Raw genomic sequence first — 25,482 nt, 5'->3', positions numbered from 1 at the left:
GCTATCGCGACAGCGCCGGCAGCGCCTTGACGAGGGTCTTGCAGAAGGCCTGCATCGCCTCGGTCTCCTGCACGCCGCGCCGGGTGATTCGGTAGAAGTCCAGCCCCACCTTCGGCTTGGCCAGCAGGTCGGTGCGCACGCGGTGGCGCCGGCAGGCCGCGAGCGCGAAGGTCGGCATCACGGCGCTGCCGAAGCCGGCCTCCACCATCGAGATCAAAGTGCCGAAGAAGTTGAAGGCAGGACGGTCCGGATCGGCCGCGCCGACGGCCGCCAGGTGTCCGTCGATCAGCTTCTGAATCGGGTTGCTGGGCGGTAGGCCCAGCAGCTGCGCGCCGCGCAGCGAAGACCAGGGGACGCTGCCGATGGGTGGCGCTTCACCGGCGTCGGACGGCGCCACGTGCATCAGCTGGAAATGACCCACCGGCATGCGTTCCAGCCCGGCCGCGGCCTTGAAGAAGAAGCCCAGGCCCATGTCGGCCTCGCCCTCCACCACCATCGCCTCCACGTCGCGCAGATCGGCATCGAAGAGCTTGAGCTTGATCCGCGGATGGCTTTCGCGAAAACCGCCGAAGACCTGCGGCAGCAGGTTCGAGGACACCAGCGGCGTGGCCGCGATGCGCAGCGTCTGGCGCGCCGCGTCGCCTTCGGCGCCCAGCCGGCCGGTCACCTCGTCGAGCTCGCCCAGAACGCGCTCCACCACCGGCAGCAGGCGCCGGCCCGCGGTGGTGAGGCCGACCATGCGCGTGGTGCGGTCGAACAGGCGGGCGCCGAGCTGGCGTTCCATCTCACGCACCAGGGTGCTGAGGCCGGCCTGCGTCATGTGGGCCTGCTCGGCCGCCCGCGTGAAGTTGCCGATGCGCGCCACGTGCAGGAAGGCGCGCATCTGGCGCATGGACAGATTCATACGTGATCATGATAAATCCATACGACATCTAAATTTCCCATATGACCGACAGGCCGGTCTAATTCGGTTTTTCCCGTGAAGAGACCGGAGACATGAGCGAGACATCGACCCAAGTGATCGTGCTGGGCGCCGGCATCGGCGGCCTGACCCTGGCGCTGAGCCTGCACCAGGCCGGCATCCCCTGTCGCATCTACGAAGCCGTGCCCGAACTGAAGCCCCTGGGCGTGGGCATCAACCTGCTGCCGCATGCGGCGCGCGAGCTCGGCGAGCTGGGCCTGCTGCCCGCGCTCGACGCGGTGGGCGTGCGCACGCAGGAGGCGGTGTTCTTCAACTCCCATGGCCAGCTGGTGTTCCGCGAGGCGGCCGGCACCGCCGCGGGCTACGACTGGCCGCAGTACTCGATCCATCGCGGCGACCTGCACACCGTGCTGCTGAATGCGGTGCGCGAACGGCTGGGCGCGGACAGCGTGGTCTGCGGCCACCGCTGCGCCGGCGTCGAGCAGGACGACACGGGCGTGACGGCGCGCTTCACCGCGCCCGACGGCTCGGAGCTGCCCTCCGTGCGCGCCGCGCTGGCGGTGGGCTGCGACGGCATCCACTCGGTGCTGCGCAAGCAGCTCTATCCGAACGAAGGCGCGCCCCGCTACTCGGGCGTCAACATGTGGCGCGGCACCGCGAAGCACAAGCCCTTCCTCTCGGGCGCGAGCATGGTGCGCGCCGGCTGGCTGGACCAGGGCAAGATGGTGATCTACCCCATCCGCAACAACGTCGACGCCGAAGGCAACCAGCTCGTCAACTGGGTGGCCGAGATCCATGCGCCGCAGCCCGCACTGCAGGACTGGAGCCGCCCCGGCCGGCTCGAGGACTTCCTGCCCGCCTTCGCGGACTGGCACTTCGACTGGCTGGACGTGCCGGCGCTGATCCGTTCCTCCGACGCGATCCTCGAATACCCGATGGTCGACCAGGACCCGTTGCCCCGATGGACCCATCGCCGCCTCACGTTGCTGGGCGACGCCGCGCACCCGATGGTGCCGCGCGGCTCCAACGGCGCGGGCCAGGCCATCATCGATGCGCGCTACCTGGCCGGTGCCCTGCGCCGACTCGGTGTGGGCACCGAGGCGCTGGAGGACTACGACCGCATACGCGTGCAGGCCACCACCCAGGTGGTGCTGACCAACCGCAGCAACCCGCCCGATACCATCCTGCGCGAGGTGTTCCAGCGCTCCGGCGGCAAGCGCTTCGAGCGGCTGGAGGACATCGTCAGCACCGCGGAGCTGCAAGCCATCTCCGACAACTACAAGCGCGTCGCGGGCTACGACCCGGCCGCCCTGAAGGCGCGGCCTTCCTATCTTTGAAACCACAAGGCCTACGGAGACAAGCGATGCGTCCCTTCAAGAAGATCCTCGCCACCCTGCTGCTGGCCGCCGGCGCCACGGCCGCCCAGGCCTGGCCCGACCAGCCGATCACGCTGGTGGTGCCCTACACGCCCGGCACCGGCATCGACCTGATCGCACGCCAGCTCTCGGCCCGGCTGCCCGCCGCGCTGGGCCAGCCGGTGGTGGTCGACAACGTGGCCGGCGCGAGCGGCAACATCGGCAGCGAGAAGGTGGCGCGCGCCAAGCCCGACGGCTACACGCTGCTGGTGCAGGTCAACACGCTCGTGATGAACAAGAGCCTCTACAAGTCGCTGGCCTACGACCCGCTGAACGACTTCACGCCGGTCTCGCTCACCTCGTGGGGCACCCTGCTGCTGGTGACCAATCCGAACGTGCAGAAGACCACGTCGGTGGCGCAGGTGGTCACCGCGGCCAAGGCCAGCCCCGGCAAGTTCACCTATGCCACGCCGGGCGTCGGCACGCCGCACCACCTGTCGATGGCGATGCTGCTGCAGAGCACCGGCACCGAGATGCTGCACGTGCCCTACAAGGGCACGGCCGGGGCGGTGACCGACCTCCTGGGCGGGCGCATCGACTACATGTTCCTGCCGGTGCACGTGGCACTGCAGCACATCCAGGCCGGCAAGCTGAAGGCCATCGCGACCGGCAGCGACAAGCGGCTGGCGCAGTTGCCCGACGTGCCGACGCTGGCCGAGGCGGGCATCCAGGGCGGCAATGTCGACATGTGGTACGGCGTGCTGGCGCCCAAGGGCACGCCGAGCGCCGTGGTGGCGCGGCTCAACAAGGAGATCGGCGCGGTGCTGAAGCAGCCCGAGGTCGCGACCGCCTTCGAGTCGCAGGGGATGGCGCCGGCGAGCTCGGCGCCGGGTGAGTTCAAGGAACTGATGACCAAGGATGCGCAGCGCTGGGCTGGCGTGGTCCAGCGCGGCGGCATCACCGCAGAGTAGGGCTCCCCGTCTTCACTTGCGCATGGCGAGGCGGGCCATGTGCACCTGATGCAGCGTGATCTTGCGCACCTCGGCCTGGCTGGTCTCGATATGCGCGCGCAGCAGCATCGCGGCCTGCTCGCCGCGGTTGGCGCGGATGGCCTTGAGGATCTTGGCGTGCTCCTCGTAGGTGGCGTCGATGCGCGGCTGCTGGGTGAAGTCGAGCCGGCGGATGATGCGAATGCGATCGGTCACGTCGCGGTGCACGCGCGCCATCTCGGCATTGCCGGCGGCAGCGACCAGGGCGCAATGGAATTCCTCGTCCCATTGCGCGACCTGCACCGTGTCGGAACTGCGCTGCGCCACGGGCACCAGCCAGATGCCGGCCAGACTGTCGAGCAGGCTGCGATCGACGCGATGGTCGCTCTCGCAGAGCCGGTGAACCGCCGTGGTCTCGAGCACCATGCGCAGGTCGTAGAGCTGCTCGAACTGGTCGAAGTCGAAGGGCAGCACGCGCCAACCGCTGCGGAACAGCACCTCGACGTAGCCCTCCTGCTGAAGCCGGAACAACGCCTGGCGCACCGGCGTGCGCGAGACGCCCAGGCGCTCGCTGATCTCGCTTTCGGTGAAGCGGTCGCCCGGCACCAGGCTGAACTCGGCAACGTCGCGCTTGAGCTGGGCGTAGACCTCGTCGGCACGGGTGCGGAACGCCGCGTCCTCGGACGCGGGTCGGGCTGGAGCTGTACGGGTCTTGACGGAGGTGGGCACGGCGAAGATGTTAGTCGCCCAGCGCGGCGAGCAGTTTCCGGCTCGGCGCGGTCCAGCCGACGATCGCGCCCTGGGCGCGGATCATCTCCAGCGCTGCGGCCTTGAAGGCGGGGAAGTAGCTCTCGGTGCAATCTTCCAGCAGCAGGCTGTCGTAGCCGCGGTCGTTGGCCTCGCGCATGCTGGTCTGCACGCAGACCTCGGTGGTGACGCCCATGAAGACCAGGCTGCGGATGGCGCGCTGCTGCAGCAGGGACTGCAGGCCGGTTGCATAGAAGGCGCCCTTGCCGGGCTTGTCGATCACGATCTCGCCGTCGATGGGCGCGAGCGCATCGATGATCTGGTTGCCGGGTTCGCCGGCGACCAGGATGCGGCCCATGGGGCCGGGGTCGCCGATGCGCAGCGTGGGCTGGCCGCGGTTGCGCTTGGCCGGCGGGCAGTCGGCGAGGTCGGCGCGGTGGGCTTCTCTCGTGTGGACCACGAGGCCGCCTTTTTCTCGCCATGCGTGGAGCATCCGCTGCGTCGCGGGGACGATGGCCTGGAGCAGCGAGACATCGTTGCCCAGGGTTTCGCCGAAGCCGCCGGGTTCGATGAAGTCGCGCTGCATGTCGATGATGACGAGGGCCGCGCGGGCCAGGTCGCACTCGAAGACAAAGGGGTTGGCGTCTACCTGCACATGAGCTCCGTTATTTCTCTCTCTCCCTTTGGGAGAGGGTTGGGGTGAGGGCGTCGGGCCGTCGATGAAGTGCGGCGACTGCAAGCGCCCGGTGCCCTCATCCCCGCCCTCTCCCAGAGGGAGAGGGAGCAAATCGGAGACATGCGCGTCATGCGTGATGCCCTCCACCCATATGCGCCCCGAGCACATGCCGCTCCGCCGAAGCCGCTGCCGTCTCGAACACGATCCGCCCCTCGCTCATCACCACGATCCGGTCCGCCATCTCCAGCAGCTCGTCCAGGTCCTCGCTGATCAGCAGCACCGCGCCGCCACGCGCGCGCACCTGCCGGATGCGGCCATGGATCTCGGCCACGGCCGCGAAGTCCAGCCCGAACACCGGGTTGGCGGCGATCAGCACGTTGATCTCCCCGGCCAGCTCGCGCGCCAGCACGGCACGCTGCACATTGCCGCCCGAGAGACTGCGGATCGGCGCGCCCTCACCCCGGGTCTTCACGCCGTACTCGGCGATCCACTCGCGGGCGCGGCTGCGCCAGGCCGCGAAGTTCAGCACGCCGGCGCGCGCCAGCGGCGGCTGGTCGAAGTCGCGCAGCGCCATGTTCTCGGCGACGCTGAGATCGCCCACGCAGGCATTGCGCAGCGGCTCTTCGGGCAGGCTGCGCACCTTCAGGCGGCGGTTCTCCGCGCGGCGCGCCGCATAGGGCTCGCCCATCACCTTCACCTCGCCGGCCAGCCGTGCGCGCTGGCCGACCAGCGCCTCGACCAGCTCGCGCTGACCGTTGCCCGAAACGCCGGCGACACCGAGGATCTCGCCTGCGCGCACCGCGAGGCTCAGATCGTGCACGGCCAGCGTGCCGCGGTCGCCCTGCGCGCGCAGGGCATCGACCTGCAAGGCCACGGGAGCATCGGCACGCGTGGCCTGCCGCGCACCGTCCGCCGGCGAAGCGGTGGCAGTGTCGCCCTCGGGCGGCGGCGCCTCGCCTTCGCCCATCATCGCGGCCGCCAGCCGCGCCGGGTCGGTCTGGTCGACGCGGCAGTGATGCACCGCCTTGCCCCGGCGCAGCACGGTGACGCTGTCGGCATAGGCCATCACCTCGCGGAACTTGTGCGTGATGATGAGCACGGTGCACAGCCCGCTCTTGGCGAAGGCGCGCACATGGCCCAGCACCTCGTCGGCCTCCTGCGGCGTCAGCACCGAGGTCGGCTCGTCGAGGATCAGGAGGCGCGGCTTCAAATAGAGCTGCTTGAGCAATTCCAGCTTCTGCTTCTCGCCGGCCGCCAGCTCCGAAGGGCGCAGGTCCAGGTTCAGCCGGAAGGGCGTGGTCGCCAGGAACTCCTCGAGCTCGGTGCGCTTGCGCTTCCAGTCGATCACGGCCGGCGTCCGGCCGCCGGCCAGCAGCAGGTTCTCGGCCACCGTCATGCCCGGCGCCAGCGTGAAGTGCTGGTAGACCATGCCGATGCCCAGGGCGCGCGCCACCACCGGATTGGCGATCTCCTGCTCGCGCCCGTCGATCAGGATGCTGCCCTCTTCCGCGCGCTGGTAGCCCGCCACGCACTTGACCAGCGTGCTCTTGCCGGCGCCGTTTTCGCCGAGCAGTGCATGCACGCTGCCGGCCTCGACGCACATGCTCACGCTGTCCATGGCGGTGAAATCGCCGAAGCGCTTGGTCAGGCGGTAGGTGTCGAGCGCGAGCGCGCCGCTGGCGGCGGGCAAGGCGCCGATGGGCTGCTGCTGGATGGTGTCGGGCATGAGCAAGGCTCCCTGCTACATCGCGGCCAGCGCATCGAGCAGCGCGGCCGAGCCGGCGTGCGCCCCGAACACGCCGCCCTGCATGGTGATCATCTTCAGCGCCGCGAGGTGGTTGCCGTGGTCCGTCGCCGCGGTGCAGTCCGACAGCAGCAGGCATTCGAAGCCGCGGTCGTTGGCATCGCGCATGGTGGTGTGCACGCAGACGTCGGTGGTGATGCCGGCGAGGACCAGGTTCTCGATGCCGCGGGTGCGCAGCACCAGTTCGAGATCGGTGGCGTAGAAGGAGCCCTTGCCGGGCTTGTCGATCACCACCTCGCCGGGCAGCGGCGCCAGCGCGGGAATGATCTCCCAGCCCGGCTCGCCGCGCACCAGGATGCGCCCGCACGGACCATCGTCGCCTATGCCGACGCCGCCGGCGCCGATCTGGCGCGAGCGCCAGCGCTTGTTGGCCGGCAGGTCGGCCAGGTCCGGCCGATGGCCTTCGCGCGTGTGGATGATGTGGAAACCCAGCGCGCGCATGCGCGCCATCGTCCGCGCGATCGGCTCGATCGGCGCCTGCACCAGCGCCAAGTCGTAGCCCATCACGTCGACATAGCCGCCCTTGCCGCAGAAGTCGGTCTGCATGTCGATCACGATCAGCGCCGTGTTGTCGGGCCTCAGCGCGCCGTTGTAGGGCCAGCGGTAGGGGTCGGCGTGGACGAAACGCTCCACGACCGGTGTCGATGTATTCATGGAGCCACCTTCGCCTTCGGCGGCGCTCATAAGGCAACCTCCGCGCTGTGCGCTGCGGTGCTATTCGACTGGGGAGCGGCTCGGCGTCTCATGCCGCGTTCTCCGGTCCCTTGTAGACGCGCACCGGCGGCTCGAAGCCGAAACCGCTGCCATCGCGCACCTTCACCTGCTCGCTCCACGGCAGCCGGTAGCGGCCGGCCGCCATGTCCCGCATGTAGGTGTAGGGGCAGTCCTGTGCGCCGCCCTTCACCGCCACATAGCCGCGGTGGTAGAGCTGGTAGATGTTGTTCTCCACGCCCCAGCCGATGCGCGCCTCGCGCACCAGGTCGGGCCGCAGCTCGGCGGTGACGATCTCGTCGGGCCGGCCGCCGCCCTCGACCAGCACCGTGCCGTCGAAGTTGCAGAACATGCCCTCGCCCATGGAGTCGAAGGTGCCGTCGCTGCCGCACATGCACACGCTCGCGGTGTAGGCCAGGTTGCAGAAGGCATTGGCCTGGTTGGTGATCCGCCAAGCATGGCGGATCGGCGCGGTGTAGCCGGCCGTGCGGATGATGATCTCGGCGCCCTTGTACGCGGCCTCGCGCGCCATCTCGGGCAGCATGCCGTCGTGGCAGATGATCAGCGCCAGCTTGCTGCCCTTGGGTCCGTCGCAGACCGGCACGCCGATGTTGCCGGGCTCCCAGGGCTCGACCGGCACCCAGGGATGCATCTTGCGGTAGTAGAGCTTGATCGCGCCCTGGTCGTCGATGATCAGCCCGCTGTTGTACGGGTTGCCCTCGGGGTTGGCCTCCATGATCGAGAAGCAGCCCCAGATCGCGTTGTCGATGCAGGCCTGCCTGAAGGCCGCCACTTCGGGACCGTCCAGCGTGCACATGATCTCGGGCGCGGTGTCCATGGAGAGCCCGTGCAGCGCGTATTCCGGAAAGACCACGAGGTCCATCGTCCCCTGGTTGCGCCGCGCCTTGGCCACCAGTTCGCAGATGCGCTGCGTCTGCGCCGCCAGGTCGGCTTGGGTCTTGACGACCGGCAACTGCAGTTGCACCAGCCCGACGACCACGCCGTTCGCCGATTTGTTGAGACCACCCAGACCGCTCATCGATCGTTTCCTTTCGAGTTCAACGTGTGGAAGACAGCTCGCCGGGGCTGCCGGCGGCCACGCTGCCCGGCTTGCAGGTCAGCACCAGGATGACCAGCGTGAGCACGTAGGGCACCGTGTTGAAGAGGTGGTAGCCCCAGCCCACGCCGATGGACTGCAGCGCCGGCCCGATCGCGCCGGCGCCGCCGAAGAGCAGCGCCGCGCCGATGCAGCGCAGCGGACTCCAGCGCGCGAAGATCACCAGCGCCACGGCGATCAGCCCCTGCCCGCTCGAGATCCCTTCGTTCCAGCTGCCCGGGTAGAAAAGCGTGAGCGAGGCGCCGCCCAGCCCCGCAATGAAACCGCCCGCCGTGGTGGCGCCGATGCGCAGCCCCGCCACCGAATAGCCCAGCGCGCGCGTTGCATTGGCCGAGTCGCCCGCCATGCGCACCAGCAGGCCGATGCGCGTGCGCGCGAAGGCCCACCACAGCACGAGCGCGAGCACGATGCCCAGCGGCACCAGCGCATTGACCTGCAGAGCGGAGCGCACCACCGGGTTCTCGCTCCAGTTGCCCAGCGGGATGGCCGGCAGCTGCGGCGCCTGCGGCTGGATCAGCGGCTTGCCCAGGTAGAAGGCGAGCCCGGTGCCGAACAGCATCAGCGCGATGCCGGTCGCGACGTCGTTGACGCGGTCGAGCGAGCACAGCAGGCCATGCAGCAGCGCCAGCAGTGCGCCGGCGGTCGCGCCGATCAGCACGCCGAGCCAGGCCGAGCCCGTGAGCCAGGCTCCCCCGAAGGAGGCCATCGCCGAGAGCACCAGCACGCCTTCGAGGCCGAGGTTGATGCGGCCCGACTTCTCGGTCAGGCATTCGCCGAGGCTCACGAAGAGGAAGGGCGCACCGACGCGCAAGGCGCCGCCGACGATGCCGGCCACGAGGGCGATCCACTGGTCCGCGGTCATACGGGCTCCTTGCGCAACGGCGGCTCGGCGGCTTGCGGCATGCGGTTGCGGATCAAGGTCTTCCAGTCGACCATGCGCAGGCCCTCGCTCGCCAGGATCAGCACGAAGGCCAGGCCCTGCAGCACCAGCACCGAGGCATCGGGCAGGCCCAGGCGCCGCTGCAGCAGGCTGCCGGCCGCACCGAAGCCGCCGAACAAGATCGCCACCGGGATGACCGCCACCGGGTTGTGGCGAGCGATGAAGGACACCAGGATGCCCGCATAGCCGTAGCCCGCGATCAGCGAGGCATTGGCGTTGGTATGGACCGCCGCCACCTCCACCGCGCCCGCCACGCCCGCACAGGCGCCGCCGAGGCCGCAGGCCGCCAGGATCAGCCGGCTGGCGGGCAGCCCCACCAGCTGCGCGGTGCGCGGGTTGCCGCCCACCACGCGCACCGCGAAGCCCGACGCTGTCGCGCGCAGCCACAGCCCCGAAGCCAGGCAGGCCACGATGCCGATCACCAGGCCCCAGTGCACGTCCGAACCGCCGATGCCGCCGATCGCCAGCCCTTCCGCGAGCGAGCGCGTGGCCGGCTTGTTGAGGCTGGCCGGGTCGCGCAGCGCGCCCTCGACCAGGTGCTTGAAGAGGCCGATCGCGACATAGGCCAGCAGCAGGCTGCTGATGGTCTCGTTGATGCCGCGGTACTGCCGCAGCCAGCCGGCCAGGGCGATCCACAGCGCGCCGGCCAAGGCACCGGCGATGCACAGCGCGAGCGAACCGAAGATGTTGGCCGGCAGCGGCAGCACATAAGGCAGGGCCGCGCAGGCCAGGCCGCCGAGCACCACCGCGCCCTCGCCGCCGATGATGACGAGTCCGGCGCGCGCGGGGATAGCGACGCACAGCGCAGTGAGCATCAGCGGCGCGGCGCGCTGCAAGGTGTTCTGCCAGGAGAACCAGTCGCCGAAGGCACCCTTGAAGAGAATCACCCAGACCTCCAGCGGGCTGGCGCCGGCGAACCAGACGAAGACGCCGAACAAGAGCAGCGCCGCCGCGATGGCGAACACCGGCAGGGCCGCTTCTTTCAATGCGCTGGGCATGGTCGGCTTGCGTCGAACTGGAAGATCAGCCGATCGAGCCGACCACGCCCTCGACGAGGTAGTTCATCTTCTCGAGTTCGAGGTCGGTCTGCTTCAGTGCCTTGCCGGCCGGGATGACGACGACGCCCTTGTTGTCCTTCAGCCCGCCCTGGAAGATGTCGAAGCCGCCGGCCAGCATCTTGGCCTTGATGTCCTCCGCGTTTTTCTTCGCGGCATCGCTCACCATCGGCCCATAGGCCGAGGTCTTCACATAGCCCTCCTTCAACCCGCCGCGCAGGAAGTTGGGATGGGGCTTGCCGGACTGCGCCGCCTCGATGGCGGTCTTGTAGGCGGTGAGCCAGTTCCACTCGGCACCCGTCAGGTAGGCGTTGGGCGCCAGCTTGGCCTGGCTCGCGTGGTAGCCGCAGACCATCTTGCCGCGTTTGGCTGCCGTCTCGACCACCACCTTGGGCCCGTCCACGTGCATGGTGAACACGTCGCAGCCCTGGTCGGCCAGGCTGTTGGTGGCCTCGGCTTCCTTCACGGCCATCGACCAGTCGCCGGTGAAGATCACGCTGCAGGTGATGTTGGGCTTGACCGAGCGCGCGCCCATGGTGAAGGCGTTGATGTTGCGCAGCACCTGCGGGATGGGCTTGGCCGCGACGAAGGCGATCTTGTTGCTCTTGGTCATGTGGCCGGCGATCACGCCGTTCAGATACTGGCACTCGTCGATGTAGCCGAAGAAGCTGCCCACGTTCTTCGGATGCTTGCCCTCGGCCCACAGGCCGCCGCAGTGGGAGAAGCGCACGTCGGGGTTCTTGGGCGCGACCGCGAGGATGTGCGGGTCGAAGTAGCCGAACGAGGTGGGGAAGAGCAGCTTGGCGCCGTCCTGCGCGATCATGCCGGTCATGGTCTTCTGCACGGCCGCGGTCTCGGGCACGTTCTCTTCCTCCACCAGCTTGATGCCCGGCAGCTTCTTGAGCTCGGCCGCGGCCTGCGCGTGCGCCTGGTTGTAGCCGTAGTCGTCGCGCGGACCGACGTAGATGACGCCCACGGTCAGCGGTTTCTGCGCCTGCGCCAGCGCGCTCCAGCCGCCCAGGGTGGTGGCCGACGCGAGCGCGGCGAGGGACTTGAGGGAATCGCGGCGATTGAACTGGCTCATGGTGTGTGCTCCAAGTAGTGAGGGGGTGGCTGGGGATCGGTCAGGCGAGCAGGCTCACGTGGGCGGCGACCACGCGCCAGCCCTGATCGGTGCGCATCCAGGTCTGGCTCTGGCGCCCGGGCTTCGTGCCGCCTTCGCGGCGGAACTCGCAGTTGGCGGTGGCGAAATCGCGGCCGTAGCTGGTGATCACGGTGCACAGCAGCTCGCGCGCCAGGCCCCGCGCAGGGCGCGATGCGCGAAAGGCCTGGATGGCCTGGTAGCCGTAGAGGTTCTCGGTGGCGCCGTAGCGCAGCGTCAGCGGGCTGTTCCAGAACAGTTCGTCGAGCACCTCGACCTTGTTGTGGACCAGCGCATCCTCGTAGCGCGCGAAGGCGGCCGTGACTTCGGCCAGCACATCGGGCAGGTTGATCTCGGGTGTCGTCATGGACTCGCTCATCCCAGCCTGGCGACCGGGGCTTGCACCACGCCGGCCGATTCGAGCGCCGCGGCCACGCGCAGCACCAGGTCCTCGCGCCAGGGCGCGCCGATGACCTGCACGCCGATCGGGAGGCTCGCATGCGCACCCCACACCGGAACCGCACAGACCGGCAGACCGATGCACGAGATGGGCTGGGTCAGCACGCCCATGTTGGCGCGCAGCGGCAGGCGCTGGTCGTTCAGCTCGATCCACTCCGCGCCGATCGGCGTCGCGGCGCAGGGCGTGGCCGCGGCCAGCAGGATGTCGAAGCGCTCGAACACGCGCGCCACCTGCTGGGCGTAGAGCCGGCGCACGCGCTGGGCGCGCGCCACCCAGACTGCCGGCAGCAGCGCGCCGGCCAGGAAGCGGTCGCGCGACAGCGGCTCGAAGTCCTGCGCTCGGGTACGCAGATCGTGCAGATGGAGCGCCGCGCCCTCGGCATTGGTAATGAGGAAGGCGGCGGCGCGCCCGGCCTCGACCATCGGCAGCTCGACAGTCCGGACCGCGCCCAGCGCCACTGCCACGGCATCGACGGCCGCCAGCGCCTCGGGCAGCGCCCGTTCCCGGAACCAGCCGCCCAGCACGCCGATGCGCAGGCCCTGCACCCCGCGCGACAGCGAGGTGAGGAGCGGCTCGACGGGCCGCTGCGCGCAGCCGGGATCGCGTGGCGCCAGCCGCTCCGGGCCCTGCATCGCGTCGTAGGCCAGGGCCAGGTCGCGCGCCGTGCGGGCGAAGGGACCGAGGTGGTCGAGGCTGGAGACGAAGGGGTAGCTGCCGGTGCGCGGCAGCCTGCCGAAGGTGGGCTTGAGCCCGAACACGCCATTGAGCGAGGCCGGCACGCGGATCGAGCCGTTGGTGTCGGAGCCGAGCGCCAGCGGCACCTGGCCGGCCGCCACCGCGGCACCCGAGCCGCCCGAGGAGCCGCCCGCGATGCGCTCCAGGTCGTGCGGGTTGTGGGTGGCGCCGACATGGCTGTTCTCGGTCGTGAAGCCGTAGGCGTACTCGTCCATGTTGAGCGCGCCGACCAGCACCGCGCCGGCGCTCTCGAGGCGGCGCACCAGCGTGGCGTCCCCGCGCGCGGGTTCGCGCTCGCGCTCGATCTTCGAGCCGGCCAGCGTCGGCAGGCCGGCGATGTCGAACAGGTTCTTGACCGCGAAGGGCACGCCCAGGAGCGGCAGCTCGCGCGTGCGCACGCCGTGCTCGGAGGCCAGCGAAGCATCGACCTGGCGGGCGCGCCGCAGGGCGCGCTCGCGAACCACGTCGGTGAAGGCGTTGACGCGCGCGTCGGTGGCGACAATGCGCTCCAGGCTGGCCTGCACCAGCGCGACCGCGCTCACCGCGCCCGAGCGCACCGCCTGCGCCATCGCCGCGGCATCCTTCAGCAGCAGCGCGGCCGGCGTCATTCGCGCGGCTCCGTCGGGGGCACCGGAGAGAAGTGCACCGCCGTCTCGTCGTGGGGACTGAGCGGCACCGCCTCGACGACGGCCGCGAACTCGGCCGCCAGTTCGAAGTAGCGCAGCACACCGGCGCGGTGGTCCGGCCGCAAGCGCAGGTCCAGCGCGGCTGCGGCGGCGTCGACATAGGCCTCGATCTGCTTGGGTGTCATGGCGGCTGTCCTCTCGTCTCGTTGCATCACCTACGCGAAGACCGTGCCAGGAAGCGACACGAAGTAGGCGAGGCCTGCAGGAGCACGCATGTCAGCGGCGCACTTCGCGCTGGAAGATTTCGAGGCTCAGCTTTTTCGTGGCGACGAAGCTGGGCGCGCTCAGCGTCTCGAGGGTGCGCGGGCGCGCATCGCCGTACTCGAGGATCTCGGCCACTCGCGTCGGCCGCTTGGTGAGCAGCAGCACCTGGTCGGCCAGGTACACCGCCTCCTCCAGATCGTGAGAGACGAGCAGCATGGTGGTGCCGGTCTGCATGAAGACCTCCTGCAGCTTCTCGCGGATGAACAGCGTCATCTCGAAGTCGAGCGCCGAGAAAGGCTCGTCGAGGAACAGCACCTCGGGGTTCGGCGCCAGCGCCCGCATGATCGAGGCGGTCTGCTGCTGGCCGCCCGAGAGCTCGTACGGGTAGCGGTGCAGGTCGAACTTGACGTCGAAGGAGGCCACCAGCTCCGCCATACGGCGGTCGACCTCCGCCTTGGAGCGGCCTTCCAGCTTCAGCGGATAGGCGATGTTGTCGATGGTGCGCATCCACGGGAACATCGCCTCGCGGTAGTTCTGGAACACGTAGCCGATCTTGGTGTCCTTCAGCGACTTGCCGTCGAACAGGATCTCACCGGCGTCGATGGGGATCAGCCCCGCGATCATGTTGATCAGCGTGGACTTGCCGCAGCCGTTGGGACCGAAGACCGAGACGATGCGGTTCTTCGGGATGTCGAGATCGAAGTTCTCGTACAGCGGCCAGCCGGCGAAATGCTTGGTGAGGCCGCGGATGGTGATGTGCGTGCCGGCCGGGCCGGGCTGGAAGGCGGGCCTGGGCACGTCGGCGTAGACCGGGCCGTTGATGACGGTGTCGTTGACGGCTCTCATCGTCCGCTCCAGTGCACGATGCGGCGCTCGGCCACGAGGAAGAGGATGTTGAGCGCATAGCCCAGCGCCCCGGCCGCCAGGATGGCCGCATACATGCTCTTGACGTTGAGCACCTGCTGCGCGTCGATGATGCGGTGGCCCAGCCCGTTGTCGGAGCCGATGAACATCTCGGCAACGATGACGATCACCAGCGCCATCGAGACCGCCGAGCGCAGGCCGACGAAGGAAGGCTGCAGGCTCTCCCACACCAGCACGTCCTTGAAGATCTGCCAGCGCGAGGCGCCCATCACCCGCGCCGCCATCACCCGCTGCTTGCGCGCGTTGATCACGCCGTAGGCGCTGTTGAAGACCACGATCAGCAGGGCCCCGAAGGCTGCGATCGCGACCTTGTTGATGTCCGACACGCCGAAGATCAACAGGAACAGCGGGATCAGCGCCGACGAGGGCGTGGAGCGGAAGAAGTCGATCAGGAACTCGACGCTGCGATACGCCTTTTCGTTGCTCCCCAGCAGCACGCCCAGCGGCACGCCGATGGCCGCGGCGATCAGGAAGGCCTGCAGGGTGCGCCAGACCGTGACCGCGAAGTCGGTGAGCAAGGGGCCGCCCGCGAGGCCGGTGATCAGCGCGGCCAGCGTGTCCGCCGGGGTGGGCAGCAGGATGGGCTTGATGAAGCCCAGGCGAACGACCAGGTCCCAGAGGATGAAGAGCACCACGGGGCCGATCGCCGGCAGCCAGGGGGTCCAGGACAACTTCTTCGCTGCCATCGGCGCGACGGCGCCGGCAGGCGGCGACCAGGCCGCACCGGCCGCGGAACTGGGATTCGCGTCGGCCATGCTCAGCCCCGGTAAATCAACCCGTCCACCGCCACCTTCTTCTCGAAGATGCCCTTTTCGGTGAACAGGTCGTAGAACTTCTGGAAGTACGCCAGGTCGCTGGGCTTGAATTCGTTGTAGAGCATGTAGGAGGCCAGCGGCACCTCGGCGGTGAGCGCGCCCTCGATCGCGGTGTAGCCCTTCATGTGCGCGCGCGCCTCCTCGGGCTTGGTGCGCACCAGCTCGATGCCGCGCGCATAGGCGGCGATGTATTTCTTCGCCGCCTCGGGGTTCTTCTTGATGAACTCGCTCGTGAGGCTCGCGGCGCCGCCATGCCACGGCGCCATCGGATCGCCGAGGATGTACTTGGCGACAACGCCGGCCTCCAGCACGCGCGTGGTGCCGTTCATGCGGCCCACGGTGCCCGTGGGCTCGAGTGTGTAGCAGGCGTCGACCTGGCCCGCCACCAGCGCGGCCACGTGCTGGCCGATCGGCAGCTCGGAAACGGCCGCGCCCGTGGCACCCGCACGCTCCAGCATGGTCTTGCACAGCGTCATGTTCTGGATGCCCGGACCCGAGGCCACCTTCTTGCCCTTGAGCTCGGCCATGCTCTTGACCGGGCTGTCCTTGGCGACGATGAATTCGTCGAGCACGAACTTGGCGTTGCTCGGATTGGTGCAGAAGATCTTGAAGAGCCCCGGCTGCGCGATCTCGCCGATGGCCAGGTTGGCGGAGCCGGTGCCGTTGGAGCTGCCGTCGGAGCGGCCCGAGAGCATCGCCTCCATCACCTGCTGCGCGCCGGCGAACTTGAGCGGCTCCACCTCGAGCCCGGCCTCCTTGAAGTAGCCGCGGTCCACCGCGGCGAAGAAGGGCAGGCCGGCCGCCACGGGCCAGTAGCCGATGCGGATCTTCGGCGCAGCCTGGGCCAGCACGGCCGGCGCCGCCAGCGCGGCGATGCCTGCCGCACCGGCTTGCAGCACGCGGCGCCGCGAAGCGCCGGAGATCGGTCGGGGTGTACTCATGAGGGAACTCCTTGTGAAGCTTGGCGGGATTCGATGTAGCGGCGCCAGCCGCCCAGGTGCGTGATGTCCTCGGCGCCCTCGAGCGCCAGCGCTTCGCAGAGAAAGCCCTGCACGCTGCTGCCGTCGGCCAGCGCGAGCGTGCCGATGCCCAGCGGCGCGGGGATCAGCGAGACGAAGCTGCCGTAGTGCGCGAGCGGCATCTGCCACACCTCGAGTGCGATCGACGCGCCCTGCGCCGGCGCCACGCGCACCAGGCCGGGCTTGGGCGGCACCGTGCCGGGCAGCGCATAGAGCCGGTACTGCGGCGCGGTGGCGGTCTGCGCCACCAGCGTGGCGCCGCGCTCGACGAGCTGGCCGTTCAAGGGCATGCCCGAGAGATGCGCGCCGACGACCGCGAGCTTCACCAGCGGCTCCGGCGGCGCGAGCGGCAGCACCTCGGGCGCCGGCAGCGGCCGGCCGGTGGCGCCCTGGGTCAGGCCGGTGGCGTGATGGAAGCGCTGGCCCAGCTCGGCCAGCTGCAGATCGCTGCCGCAGGGCCCGATCAGGGTGATGCCGAAGGGCAGCCCGTCCTCGCGCAGTTCGGCGGGCACCGCGAGCGCCGCGTAGTCGAGGAGGTTGACGAAGTTGGTGTACTCGCCGAGGTTGCGGTTGAGCGCGACCGGCGCCGCGCGCATCACCTCGATGGTGTAGTGCGCGGGCGCGGTGGGCACCAGCAGCATGTCGATGTCCTCCCACATTGCGGCCGCGCGCTGGCCCAGTGCGTGGAGCTTCGTGCGGGCATCGACGAAGTCGGCCGCGCTGTAGCGCCGGCCCGCAGCGAGGATGCCGCGCACCGGCTCGATGACGGCCTCCTCGTTGCCATCGAAGAAACTGCGCACGGCGGCATAGCGCTCGGCCACCAGGGCACTGTCGTAGAGGAGCGCGGCGGCCTCCGCGAGCGGTGCGTAGTCGATGGCGACGGGCGCGCCGCCCAGGGCCCGCATCTGCCCGAGGGAACGCTCGAAGGCGGCGGCCGACAGCGCGTCGCCGAAGAAGCGCGGCGCACGCGGCACGCCGAAGCGGAAGCGCGCCGGCAGCGGCCGCGAGGCGAGTGCGAGGCGGCGTGCGTACGGGTCTTCGGCGTCGAAGCCCATCGCCGCCTGCAGCACGCGCACCGCCAGGCCCACGGTCGGCGCGAAGATCGACACGCAGTCCACGCTCTGCGCCGCCGGCACCACGCCGCGCGCGCTGATCAGGCCACGCGAGGGCTTGAGCCCGACGATGTTATTGAGCCCGGCCGGCACGCGGCCCGAGCCCGCGGTGTCGGTGCCCAGCGCGAAGTCCACCTCGCCGGCGGCGACCGCATAGGCCGAGCCGGAGCTCGATCCGCCGCTCACATAGCGCGCATCGAAGCTGTTGGGCACGGCGCCGTAGGGCGAGCGCGTGCCGTTGAGGCCGCAGGCGAACTGATCGAGGTTGGTCTTGCCGACCAGGCTTGCACCGGCATCGAGCAGCCGTTGCACCACATGTGCATGGGCGGCCGGCGTGCGCGCGAAGGCCGGGCAGGCGGCGGTGGTGGGCACACCGGCGACATCGATGTTGTCCTTGGCCGCGAAGCGCAGCCCGGCGAGCGGGCCGTGCCCGGCGCCTGGCAGCGGCGGATCGATGCGCGCGATCCAGGCCTGCGCGGCAGCCGCTTCACCGTCCAGCGCCGGGGCCTTGCCGCGCGGCGAGGCTGTTTCATGCACCATCATCAAGCATCCTGTCTTGTGTACAAGACGAGATGCAAGCTGCGTGCCAGCAGAGCGGGTCCCTCTGAGGGAGGATCAGTGCCCTTCGATTGCGAGAACGATGGCGCCCGGGCTGGCGCCGGACGAGATGGCGATGTGCCGACAGTCGCGCTTCGACTCACGCGAATGGATGGCCGGGGCGGGCGAGGCCACATGGACGATCACATCGACGCGGCCGAAGACTTCGGTGGCCTCGTCGATGAAGCATTGCATGCTCTTGGGCTGCGTGACGTCGAGCGCCTGGTAGTGCGCCGAGCCGCCGGCCTCGACGATCTCGTGGGCGAGCGCATACAGCCGGCCGATCCCGAGCGCGCCCAGCATCACCTTGGCACCGCGCCCGGCCAGCAGCCTGGCGGCGGCTTCACCGACCTCGCTGCTGGCGCCGGTGATGGCGACGACTTGTTCCTGGATTCCCGACATGCTGCGCTCCTTGAAGAAGGCCCTCGGCGCAAGTGCGACGAGGACAGGAACGAAGTCTAGGAACGAGGTGGCTGCAGGCGGTAGCCGATTCGGGGGCGCTTCTTGCCCGATCCTGCAAAGGCGAAGTGGGGAGCCGGGAGCGCGCTCGATCTAGCTCCGCTTGGCCGCGCGATAGAGCCCTTCGACCTTGGGCACGTTGGCCTCGAGCTTGGCGATCCGGTCGGGTCCGCTCGGGTGCGTCGACAGGAAGCTCAACCCGCCTTGGCTCTTCGAGGCCTGCCCCATCTTCTTCCACAGCGACACCGCGGCTTGCGGGTCGTAGCCGGCGCGCGCGGCGAGCTCGAGCCCGACCAGGTCGGCGTCGGTCTCGTCGGTGCGGCTGAACTTGAGGGTGAGCAGCTGCGTGCCGGCGCGCGCGGCCAGGTCGCCGGCCTGGCCCAGCCCGAGCAGCTGGGCACCGATCGACAGCGCCGCGCCGGTGCCGGCGCTCTTGGCCAGTCGCGCACGCGCGTGCTCGCGCAGCGCATGCGCCATCTCGTGGCCCATGACCATCGCGACCTCGTCGTCCGTGAGCTTGAGCTGGTCGAGGATGCCGGTGAAGAAGGCGATCTTGCCGCCCGGCATGCAGAAGGCGTTGATCTGCTTGCTGCCGATCAGGTTGATCTCCCACTTCCAGCGCGCGGCGCGCTCGTTCCACTGGGCCGCGAAGGGAATGGTGCGCGCCGCGATCGTGCGCAGGCGCTGCAGCTGCGGATTGCCGTCGCCGGCCAGTGCGCCCTTGGCCTTGGCCTGCGCCAGCAGTTGGCCGTACTGCTGCACGCCGGCCTGCTCGACGTTCTCGGCCGGCACCAGGTTGCGCGCAACCGAGGACTTGCCGACCTCCACCTGCGCCAGCGCCGGCGTGGCCGCCGCAGCTGCTGCGGCGAGCAGAAAGGCACGGCGACCCTGCCAGGGACCGGAGCGAGAGGGGCAGTGCAGGCACATGCGGGAATAATAAGAGAGCCAAAGACATTCCTTCATGCCCCCTTACCCCGGCTGACCAGACTCCCCCGCCCTGCCCTGGCGCGATGCGCTCAAGGTGTCCTCGAACCCGCGACCTGCGCATGCTCGCGCTGGGCTTCTCCGCGGGGCTGCCCCTGCTGCTGGTGCTGGGCACGCTCAGCTTCCGGCTGCGCGAGGCCGGCATCGACCGCACCACCATCGGCTACCTGAGCTGGGTGGGCCTCGCCTATGGCTTCAAGTGGGTGTGGGCGCCGCTGGTGGACCGGATGCCGGTGCCGCCGCTGACCACGCTGCTCGGCCGGCGCCGCGGCTGGCTGCTGCTGGCGCAGATGATCGTGATCGCCGGGCTGGTGGGCATGGCCTTCAACGATCCGCGCGCTGGGCTTGCGCCGCTGGTGTGGTGCGCCCTGCTGGTGGCCTTCGGCTCGGCCACGCAGGACATCGCGCTGGATGCCTTCCGCATCGAATCGGCGGCCACGCGCAAGCAGGCTGCGCTCGCGGCGGCCTACCAGACCGGCTACCGGCTCGCGATGATCTGGGCCGGCGCCGGCGTGCTGTGGATCGCGGCCTGGGCCGAGCTCGCCGGCAGCGCCGGCTACCAAGACAGTGCCTGGAAGACCGCCTACCTCGCAATGGCCGCCTCGATGGCGGTGGGCGTGCTCACGGTGCTGCTGTCCCCCGAGCCGGCACGGGTGGCGCTGCCGAAGGCGAAGAACGCGGCCGAGTGGCTGGAGAGCGTGCTCATCGAGCCCTTCGCCGACTTCTTCCGCCGCTACCGCTGGCAGGCGGCGCTGATCCTGGCGCTGATCGCGGTCTACCGCATCAGCGACGTGGTGATGGGCATCATGGCCAACCCCTTCTACGTCGACATGGGCTTCACAAAGGACGAGGTGGCCACGGTCAGCAAGATCTACGGCGTGGTGATGACACTGGTGGGCGCCTTCGTGGGCGGCGTGCTCTCGATGCGGCTGGGCGTGATGCGGGTGTTGATGCTGGGCGCGGTGCTGAGCGCGGCCAGCAACCTGCTGTTCGCCGGGCTGGCCTCGCGCGGGCACGACCTGACGGCGCTGGTGCTGGTGGTCTCGGCCGACAACCTGGCGGGAGGCATCGCCTCGGCGGCCTTCATCGCCTACCTGTCGAGCCTGACCAACGTCAGCTATTCCGCCACGCAGTACGCGCTGTTCAGCTCGCTGATGCTGCTGCTGCCCAAGTTCATCGCCGGCTATTCCGGCGCCTTCGTGGACGCCTACGGCTACCACGCCTTCTTCACGGGCACGGCGGCGCTGGGCGTGCCGGTGCTGCTGCTGGTGGCGCTGGCGGCGCGGAATGCCCCGGCCCGACGGGCTGGCGCCGCATCCGTATCGGCGCCATAATGGCTCCATTTTGCAGGCGCCTATGGCGAATCTTTCGGTCAAGGACGTACCCGACGATTTGGCAGAGCGGCTGCGGCAGCGCGCGGCGCGCAACCATCGGTCGCTGCAGGGGGAGCTGATGGCCATCATCGAGCAGGCCGTCCGTGAGCCTGAGCAGGTCGCTGCGCCCCTGCCGCGCCCAGCCGTCGTCGGCGTCGGCTGGAGTGGCCGGCCGATCCTGCGGCGCGGCAGCAAGACCATCGAGCAGATCGCAGCCGAACACCGGGCTCGCTTCCCGCAACCCATCCGCAGCGGGCCCGACGCGGTGGACATCATTCGCGCCGAGCGCGACGCCCGATGAGCCGTCGGGCCGCTCCCAAGGCGAATAGCACCGTAGCCGAAGGCGAAGGTACTCCAGTGAGCCGCCGGGCCGCCCCCAACGCGAATAGCACCGCAGCGCGTAGCGCGGAGCTTGCCTTATGAGCGCTCCGGCGCCGGCCTTCTACGTTGCCGAGCCGCCGGCGGCCTTCAGCGTGCGCCCGCCGATCGTGGTGGATTGCAGCGCGCTGAGCGCCATCCTCTTCGACGAGCCGGCGCGCGACGAAGCCCTGGCGCGGTTGGTCGGCCGCAGCCTGCATGCCCCCAACCTGCTCGACCACGAGATCGTGAGCGTCGCCCTCAAGAAGGGGCGAAAGGACGGGCCGGCCGAGGCGTTCGCGCAGGCGCTGCGCGACTACGCCGCTTCCGACATCGACCTTCATCCCGTGGACCTGATCGCCCAGTACGAGTTGGCGACACGCTACGGGCTTAGCGCCTACGACGCCGCCTACCTCTGGCTGGCCGCCGAGCTCAGGGCGCCGCTCGCCACTTTCGACCGCGGGCTCGCCGAGGCGGCCCAGGCGCACCTGGGCACCTTGTCCTGACGACGCCGTAGGACATTCACGGCCCCTCGACGGGGGAAGTAGCTGGTAGGCTGTGACGTTTTTCACGTCCTGCATCACCGCTTTACCGTGCCGCCCTCCCGCATCCCTCCCCTCCAGATCAGCGCCTTCACCGCAACCTCGGCCGTCGGTGTCGGCAAGGACCCCCTGCTCAGCGCGCTCGAACAATCGAAGAGCGGCCTGCGCGCCAACGACTTCGGCGCCACACCGCTGCCCACCTGGATCGGCCGCGTCGACGGCCTCGAAGACATCAGCCTGCCCGAAGACCTGGCGTCCTGGGACTGCCGCAACAACCGCCTGGCCTGGCTCGGGCTGCAGGCCGACGGCTTCATCGAGGCGGTGGCCGCGGCGCGCAAGCGCTACGGGCCGGCACGCATCGCCCTGATCCTGGGCACCTCCACCTCGAGCATCGGCGAGACCGAGCTGGCCTACACGCAGCTCGACGCCGACGGCAGTTTCCCGGAAGACCAGCGCCGCCCGCGCGTCCACACGCCGCACTCGCTCGCGATGTTCGTGCAGGAGGCACTGGGCCTCGAAGGGCCGGCCGAAACCATCTCCACCGCCTGCTCCTCCAGCGCCAAGGTCTTCGCCTCGGCCGAGCGGCTGATCCGCCTGGGCCTGGTCGACGCGGCCGTGGTGGGCGGGGTCGACACGCTGTGCGGCAGCGTGCTGTTCGGCTTCAACTCGCTCGAGCTGGTCTCGCCCGAGCCCTGCCGCCCCTTCGACGCCGAGCGCAACGGCATCAGCCTGGGCGAGGCCGCGGGCTTCGCGCTGCTGGAGCGCGGCCCGGGCCGGCTCGAGCTGCTGGGCTACGGCGAGGCAAGCGACGCGCACCACATGTCCACGCCCCACCCGGAAGGCCTGGGCGCCGAGCGGGCGCTCGACGACGCGCTGGCGCGCGCCGGCCTGACGGCCGAGGCCATCGACTACATCAACATGCACGGCACGGCCAGCGCCAAGAACGACGAGGTCGAGGGCGCGCTGGTGGCGCGCCGCTTCCCGCCCGGCACCCATGCCAGCTCGACCAAGGGCTTCACCGGCCACACGCTGGGCGCGGCCGGCATCGTCGAGGCGGTGATCAGCCTGCTGGCCATCGAGCGCGGGCTGATGCCGGGCACCGTCAACACCACCGTGCCCGATCCCGGCTGCGGCCCGCAGATCCGGCTGCAGCCCGCGCACGGCGAGGTGCGCTATGCGCTCTCCAATTCCTTCGGCTTCGGCGGCAACAACTGCGCGCTGCTGTTCGGCAAGGGGGCGGCAGCATGAGATGCCGGACCGCTCCCAAGTCGAATAGCACCGCAGCGCGTAGCGCGGAGGTGGCCTTATGAGCGCCAGGATGCCTACCCTTTTTATCGAAGGTCCTGCCTTCTGGGCCGCCACACTGCCCGGCTGGCACAGCGCCCGCGCGGTCTTCCGCGGCGAGGCGGCGCCGGCCGATCCACCGGCCAAGCGGCCCTCGCCCCAGATGCTGGCGCCGGCCGAGCGGCGGCGCGCCCCCGACACGGTCGCGCTGGCGCTCGAGGTCGCGGCCGCCGCGGTCGAGGCCTCGGGCCGCGCGGCGAAGGACCTGCCCTGCGTGTTCGCCTCGGCGCACGGCGACCTGGGCATCAACGACTACATGTCCGCCACGCTCGCGAGCGACCCCAAGCTGCTGTCGCCGATCAAGTTCCACAACTCGGTGCACAACGCCGCAGTCGGCTACTGGACCATCGGCACCGGCTGCACGGCCGCGAGCAATTCGCTGGCCGCCTACGAGCACAGCTTCGCGGCCGGCCTGCTGGAAGCCGCGACGCAATGCGCGGCCGACCGGCAGGCGGTGCTGCTGGCCGGCTTCGACATCCCGTCGGTCGGCGCCCTGGGCTCGGTGATCAAGAGCCGCGAGCTGCTGGCCGTGGCCCTGGTGGTCGCGCCCACGCGCAGCGAGCGCACGGTGGCGGCCATGGAGTGGTCGCTGGCCGCCGGCGAGCCGGCGCCGCAGCGCCCGCTGTCGGAGGCGGCGACGGCGCTGAAGGCCAACGCGATGGCCGATGCGCTGCCCTTCTACGAAGCGCTGGCACGCGCCGAACCGGAATCGCTGGACCTGCCGCTGGGCACCCGCCTGGCGCTGCGGCTGCGGCTGGAGCCGCAGGGCTGATCAGGCCATGAACACGAAGCTCTCCCACCACGATGTCGTCATCATGGGCGGAGGGCTCGGGGGGCTCACGCTCGCGCTGCAGCTCAAGCGGCGCTTCGATGACATCGACGTGCTGGTGCTGGAGCGCCGCGCCCATCCGGTGCCGCACGCCGCGCACAAGGTCGGTGAGTCCTCGGTGGAGATCGGCGCGCACTACTTCGACACGGTGCTGGGCCTGAAGGCCCACATGCAGGGCGCCCAGCTGCGCAAGTTCGGCTTCCGCTTCTTCTTCAGCGAGGGCCGGCGCGACATCGACCAGGTGACCGAGATCGGCGCCAGCCGCTACCTCTCGGTGCCCAGCTACCAGATCGACCGCGGCATCTTCGAGAACTTCCTGGCCGAGGAGGTCACGCGCGCCGGCGTGCGCTTCATCGACGGGGCGCTGGTGCGCCGCATCGACCTGGCCGAAGACGCCCAGGCGCCGCACCGGCTCGAATGGACCCGGGAGGGCGAGACGCACGCCGTCCACGCCCGCTGGCTGGTCGACGCCTGCGGCCGTGCCGGCCTGCTCAAGCGCAAGCTGGGGCTCGCGCAGCCCAACGCGCATCTCTGCAACGCGGCCTGGTTCCGCATCGGCGATCGCATCACCATCGACCACTGGTCCGACAGCGCCGAGTGGCGCGAGCGATGTGAGCCGCAGGCGCGCTGGCTGTCGACCAACCACCTGGTCGGCACCGGCTACTGGGTCTGGCTGATCCCGCTGGCCTCGGGCTCGCATTCGGTCGGCATCGTGGCCGACCCGCGGCAGCATCCGCTGGAGACCATGGACAGCTTCGACAAGGCGATGGAATGGTTCCGCACCTGGCAGCCGCGCCTCTTCGACGAGCTCGACAGCAAGCGCCACCTGCTGCAGGACTTCGCCTTCTTCCGCGACTTCTCCTACGGCTGCAAGCAGGTGTTCTCGGGACAGCGCTGGGCGCTGACCGGCGAGGCGGGGCTCTTCCTCGACCCCTTCTACTCGCCGGGAAGCGACTTCATCGCGATGAGCAACACCTACATCGCCGACCTGGTCGCGCACGACCGCGCCGGCCGTTCGGTGGAGGCGCGCGCCCGGCTCTACGACCAGATCTACCACTCCTTCTACGAAAGCACGCTCGCGCTCTACACCGACCAGTACGCGCTGTTCGGCGATCCGGAGGTGCTGCCGGTGAAGGTGATCTGGGACTACACCTACTACTGGGGCGTGCTCTCGCAGATCTTCTTCCAGCAGCGGCTGACCGACCTGGCGCTGCTGGGCAGCCTGCGCGAGGAGCTGCAGCACTGCCAGCGCCTGAACTTCGCGATGCAGGACTTCCTGCGCGCCTGGTCGAAGCAAAGCGCCAGGCGCAACCCGGCCGTGATGCTGGACCAGGCCGCGCTGCCGTGGTTCGCCGAGCTCAACCGGAGCCTGGGCGACCGGCTGGACGACGCCGCCTTCCAGGCGCGCATGCGGGCCTCGGCCGAGCAGTTGCAGGTGCTCGCCGCCGAGATCCTGCAACGCGCCGATGGCGAGCACCCGGGCCTGGACAGCCGGGCCCTGCGCGCCGTCCTGGCCGAGCGCAGTGGTGCCGCGCCGCCCGTCATGGCCACGACGCCCATGCTGTTCGCCCCGGCGTGACGCCCC

Annotated in this window: 25 protein-coding genes and 1 pseudogene; 8 read left to right on the top strand and 18 right to left on the bottom strand. The window is 69.8% G+C overall.

Translation table 11 applies throughout. From position 1 onward, the window contains the following. Window position 1: 1 nt before the first annotated feature. The gene (locus GXN78_RS14720) at window positions 2–904 is read right to left on the bottom strand and encodes a LysR family transcriptional regulator (RefSeq protein WP_106559493.1); all 903 of its coding nucleotides are present in this window, start codon (window positions 902–904) and stop codon (window positions 2–4) included. A 92-nt stretch (window positions 905–996) separates the two neighbouring features. Between GXN78_RS14720 and GXN78_RS14715 the strand changes: the two genes are divergently transcribed. Together GXN78_RS14715 and GXN78_RS14710 are read left to right on the top strand one after the other, a co-directional pair. Then, window positions 997–2,259, top strand: a complete 1,263-nt coding sequence (locus tag GXN78_RS14715; RefSeq protein WP_106559492.1) for a flavin-dependent oxidoreductase — start codon at window positions 997–999, stop codon at window positions 2,257–2,259. A 26-nt stretch (window positions 2,260–2,285) separates the two neighbouring features. Continuing rightward, entirely contained in the window at window positions 2,286–3,248 is a 963-nt protein-coding gene (locus tag GXN78_RS14710; protein ID WP_106559491.1) for a tripartite tricarboxylate transporter substrate binding protein, read from the top strand. Window positions 3,249–3,260: 12 nt separating this feature from the next. Here the strand turns inward: GXN78_RS14710 and GXN78_RS14705 are convergent, their stop codons facing one another. The 17 genes from GXN78_RS14705 to GXN78_RS14625 form a co-directional block, all read right to left on the bottom strand. Then, on the bottom strand, window positions 3,261–3,995 hold the full coding sequence (locus GXN78_RS14705) for a GntR family transcriptional regulator (RefSeq protein ID WP_181360651.1): 735 nt from the start codon (window positions 3,993–3,995) through the stop codon (window positions 3,261–3,263). Between the two features lie 10 nt (window positions 3,996–4,005). Further along, window positions 4,006–4,668 carry an isochorismatase family cysteine hydrolase gene (locus GXN78_RS14700; RefSeq protein WP_106559489.1) on the bottom strand — a complete coding sequence of 221 codons (663 nt, stop codon included), beginning with the start codon at window positions 4,666–4,668 and terminating at the stop codon, window positions 4,006–4,008. A gap of 148 nt (window positions 4,669–4,816) precedes the next feature. Beyond that, the gene (locus GXN78_RS14695; RefSeq protein WP_106559488.1) at window positions 4,817–6,415 is read right to left on the bottom strand and encodes an ABC transporter ATP-binding protein; all 1,599 of its coding nucleotides are present in this window, start codon (window positions 6,413–6,415) and stop codon (window positions 4,817–4,819) included. A gap of 15 nt (window positions 6,416–6,430) precedes the next feature. Continuing rightward, window positions 6,431–7,147 carry an isochorismatase family cysteine hydrolase gene (locus GXN78_RS14690; protein WP_106559503.1) on the bottom strand — a complete coding sequence of 239 codons (717 nt, stop codon included), beginning with the start codon at window positions 7,145–7,147 and terminating at the stop codon, window positions 6,431–6,433. Window positions 7,148–7,235: 88 nt separating this feature from the next. After that, on the bottom strand, window positions 7,236–8,243 hold the full coding sequence (locus tag GXN78_RS14685) for a formamidase (RefSeq protein ID WP_106559487.1): 1,008 nt from the start codon (window positions 8,241–8,243) through the stop codon (window positions 7,236–7,238). Window positions 8,244–8,262: 19 nt separating this feature from the next. Further along, window positions 8,263–9,183, bottom strand: coding sequence for an ABC transporter permease (locus GXN78_RS14680; RefSeq protein WP_106559486.1), 921 nt, complete (start codon window positions 9,181–9,183; stop codon window positions 8,263–8,265). Next, complete coding sequence (locus GXN78_RS14675) at window positions 9,180–10,259, bottom strand: ABC transporter permease (protein WP_106559485.1); 1,080 nt, start codon at window positions 10,257–10,259, stop codon at window positions 9,180–9,182. The genes GXN78_RS14680 and GXN78_RS14675 overlap by 4 nt, the downstream gene beginning before the upstream one ends. 25 nt (window positions 10,260–10,284) lie before the next feature. After that, complete coding sequence (locus GXN78_RS14670) at window positions 10,285–11,400, bottom strand: BMP family ABC transporter substrate-binding protein (protein ID WP_106559484.1); 1,116 nt, start codon at window positions 11,398–11,400, stop codon at window positions 10,285–10,287. Window positions 11,401–11,440: 40 nt separating this feature from the next. After that, entirely contained in the window at window positions 11,441–11,824 is a 384-nt protein-coding gene (gene hpxZ / locus GXN78_RS14665; protein WP_106559483.1) for an oxalurate catabolism protein HpxZ, read from the bottom strand. 8 nt (window positions 11,825–11,832) lie between these two features. Further along, window positions 11,833–13,260, bottom strand: coding sequence for an AtzE family amidohydrolase (locus GXN78_RS14660; RefSeq protein ID WP_106559482.1), 1,428 nt, complete (start codon window positions 13,258–13,260; stop codon window positions 11,833–11,835). Then, the gene (locus tag GXN78_RS14655) at window positions 13,257–13,463 is read right to left on the bottom strand and encodes an AtzG-like protein (protein ID WP_164255474.1); all 207 of its coding nucleotides are present in this window, start codon (window positions 13,461–13,463) and stop codon (window positions 13,257–13,259) included. Before GXN78_RS14655 ends, GXN78_RS14660 begins: the two co-directional genes overlap by 4 nt. 91 nt (window positions 13,464–13,554) lie before the next feature. Next, window positions 13,555–14,388, bottom strand: coding sequence for an ABC transporter ATP-binding protein (locus GXN78_RS14650; RefSeq protein WP_106559480.1), 834 nt, complete (start codon window positions 14,386–14,388; stop codon window positions 13,555–13,557). Then, window positions 14,385–15,221: an ABC transporter permease gene (locus GXN78_RS14645; RefSeq protein ID WP_106559479.1), complete on the bottom strand. Its 837-nt coding sequence runs from the start codon at window positions 15,219–15,221 to the stop codon at window positions 14,385–14,387. The genes GXN78_RS14650 and GXN78_RS14645 overlap by 4 nt, the downstream gene beginning before the upstream one ends. 2 nt (window positions 15,222–15,223) lie before the next feature. Then, the gene (locus GXN78_RS14640) at window positions 15,224–16,222 is read right to left on the bottom strand and encodes an ABC transporter substrate-binding protein (protein WP_106559478.1); all 999 of its coding nucleotides are present in this window, start codon (window positions 16,220–16,222) and stop codon (window positions 15,224–15,226) included. Continuing rightward, window positions 16,219–17,952, bottom strand: coding sequence for an allophanate hydrolase (gene atzF, locus GXN78_RS14635; RefSeq protein ID WP_106559502.1), 1,734 nt, complete (start codon window positions 17,950–17,952; stop codon window positions 16,219–16,221). The genes GXN78_RS14640 and atzF overlap by 4 nt, the downstream gene beginning before the upstream one ends. Window positions 17,953–18,027: 75 nt before the next feature. Beyond that, window positions 18,028–18,411 (bottom strand): SDR family NAD(P)-dependent oxidoreductase, encoded by a 384-nt coding sequence (locus GXN78_RS14630; RefSeq protein ID WP_106559477.1) that lies wholly within the window; start codon window positions 18,409–18,411, stop codon window positions 18,028–18,030. Window positions 18,412–18,561: 150 nt separating this feature from the next. Then, the gene (locus GXN78_RS14625) at window positions 18,562–19,395 is read right to left on the bottom strand and encodes a M48 family metallopeptidase (protein ID WP_106559476.1); all 834 of its coding nucleotides are present in this window, start codon (window positions 19,393–19,395) and stop codon (window positions 18,562–18,564) included. 70 nt (window positions 19,396–19,465) lie between these two features. On the opposite strand from GXN78_RS14625, the pseudogene GXN78_RS14620 reads away from it, so the two are divergent. From GXN78_RS14620 to GXN78_RS14595, 6 genes and pseudogenes are all read left to right on the top strand, one after another. Next, window positions 19,466–20,786, top strand: a pseudogene (locus GXN78_RS14620) (MFS transporter). A gap of 22 nt (window positions 20,787–20,808) precedes the next feature. Beyond that, window positions 20,809–21,126: an Arc family DNA-binding protein gene (locus GXN78_RS14615; RefSeq protein ID WP_106559474.1), complete on the top strand. Its 318-nt coding sequence runs from the start codon at window positions 20,809–20,811 to the stop codon at window positions 21,124–21,126. Window positions 21,127–21,244: 118 nt separating this feature from the next. After that, entirely contained in the window at window positions 21,245–21,688 is a 444-nt protein-coding gene (locus GXN78_RS14610; protein WP_106559473.1) for a type II toxin-antitoxin system VapC family toxin, read from the top strand. Window positions 21,689–21,775: 87 nt separating this feature from the next. Then, window positions 21,776–22,972 carry a beta-ketoacyl-[acyl-carrier-protein] synthase family protein gene (locus GXN78_RS14605; protein ID WP_239142717.1) on the top strand — a complete coding sequence of 399 codons (1,197 nt, stop codon included), beginning with the start codon at window positions 21,776–21,778 and terminating at the stop codon, window positions 22,970–22,972. Window positions 22,973–23,042: 70 nt separating this feature from the next. Further along, the gene (locus tag GXN78_RS14600) at window positions 23,043–23,840 is read left to right on the top strand and encodes a beta-ketoacyl synthase chain length factor (protein ID WP_239142716.1); all 798 of its coding nucleotides are present in this window, start codon (window positions 23,043–23,045) and stop codon (window positions 23,838–23,840) included. A gap of 7 nt (window positions 23,841–23,847) precedes the next feature. Next, complete coding sequence (locus tag GXN78_RS14595) at window positions 23,848–25,476, top strand: tryptophan 7-halogenase (RefSeq protein WP_106559471.1); 1,629 nt, start codon at window positions 23,848–23,850, stop codon at window positions 25,474–25,476. Window positions 25,477–25,482: the final 6 nt, after the last annotated feature.

This window comes from Variovorax sp. WS11 (assembly GCF_010499245.1).
In the GTDB taxonomy this organism is placed as follows: domain Bacteria; phylum Pseudomonadota; class Gammaproteobacteria; order Burkholderiales; family Burkholderiaceae_C; genus Variovorax.
This window is presented reverse-complemented; position numbering and strand designations above follow the sequence as displayed.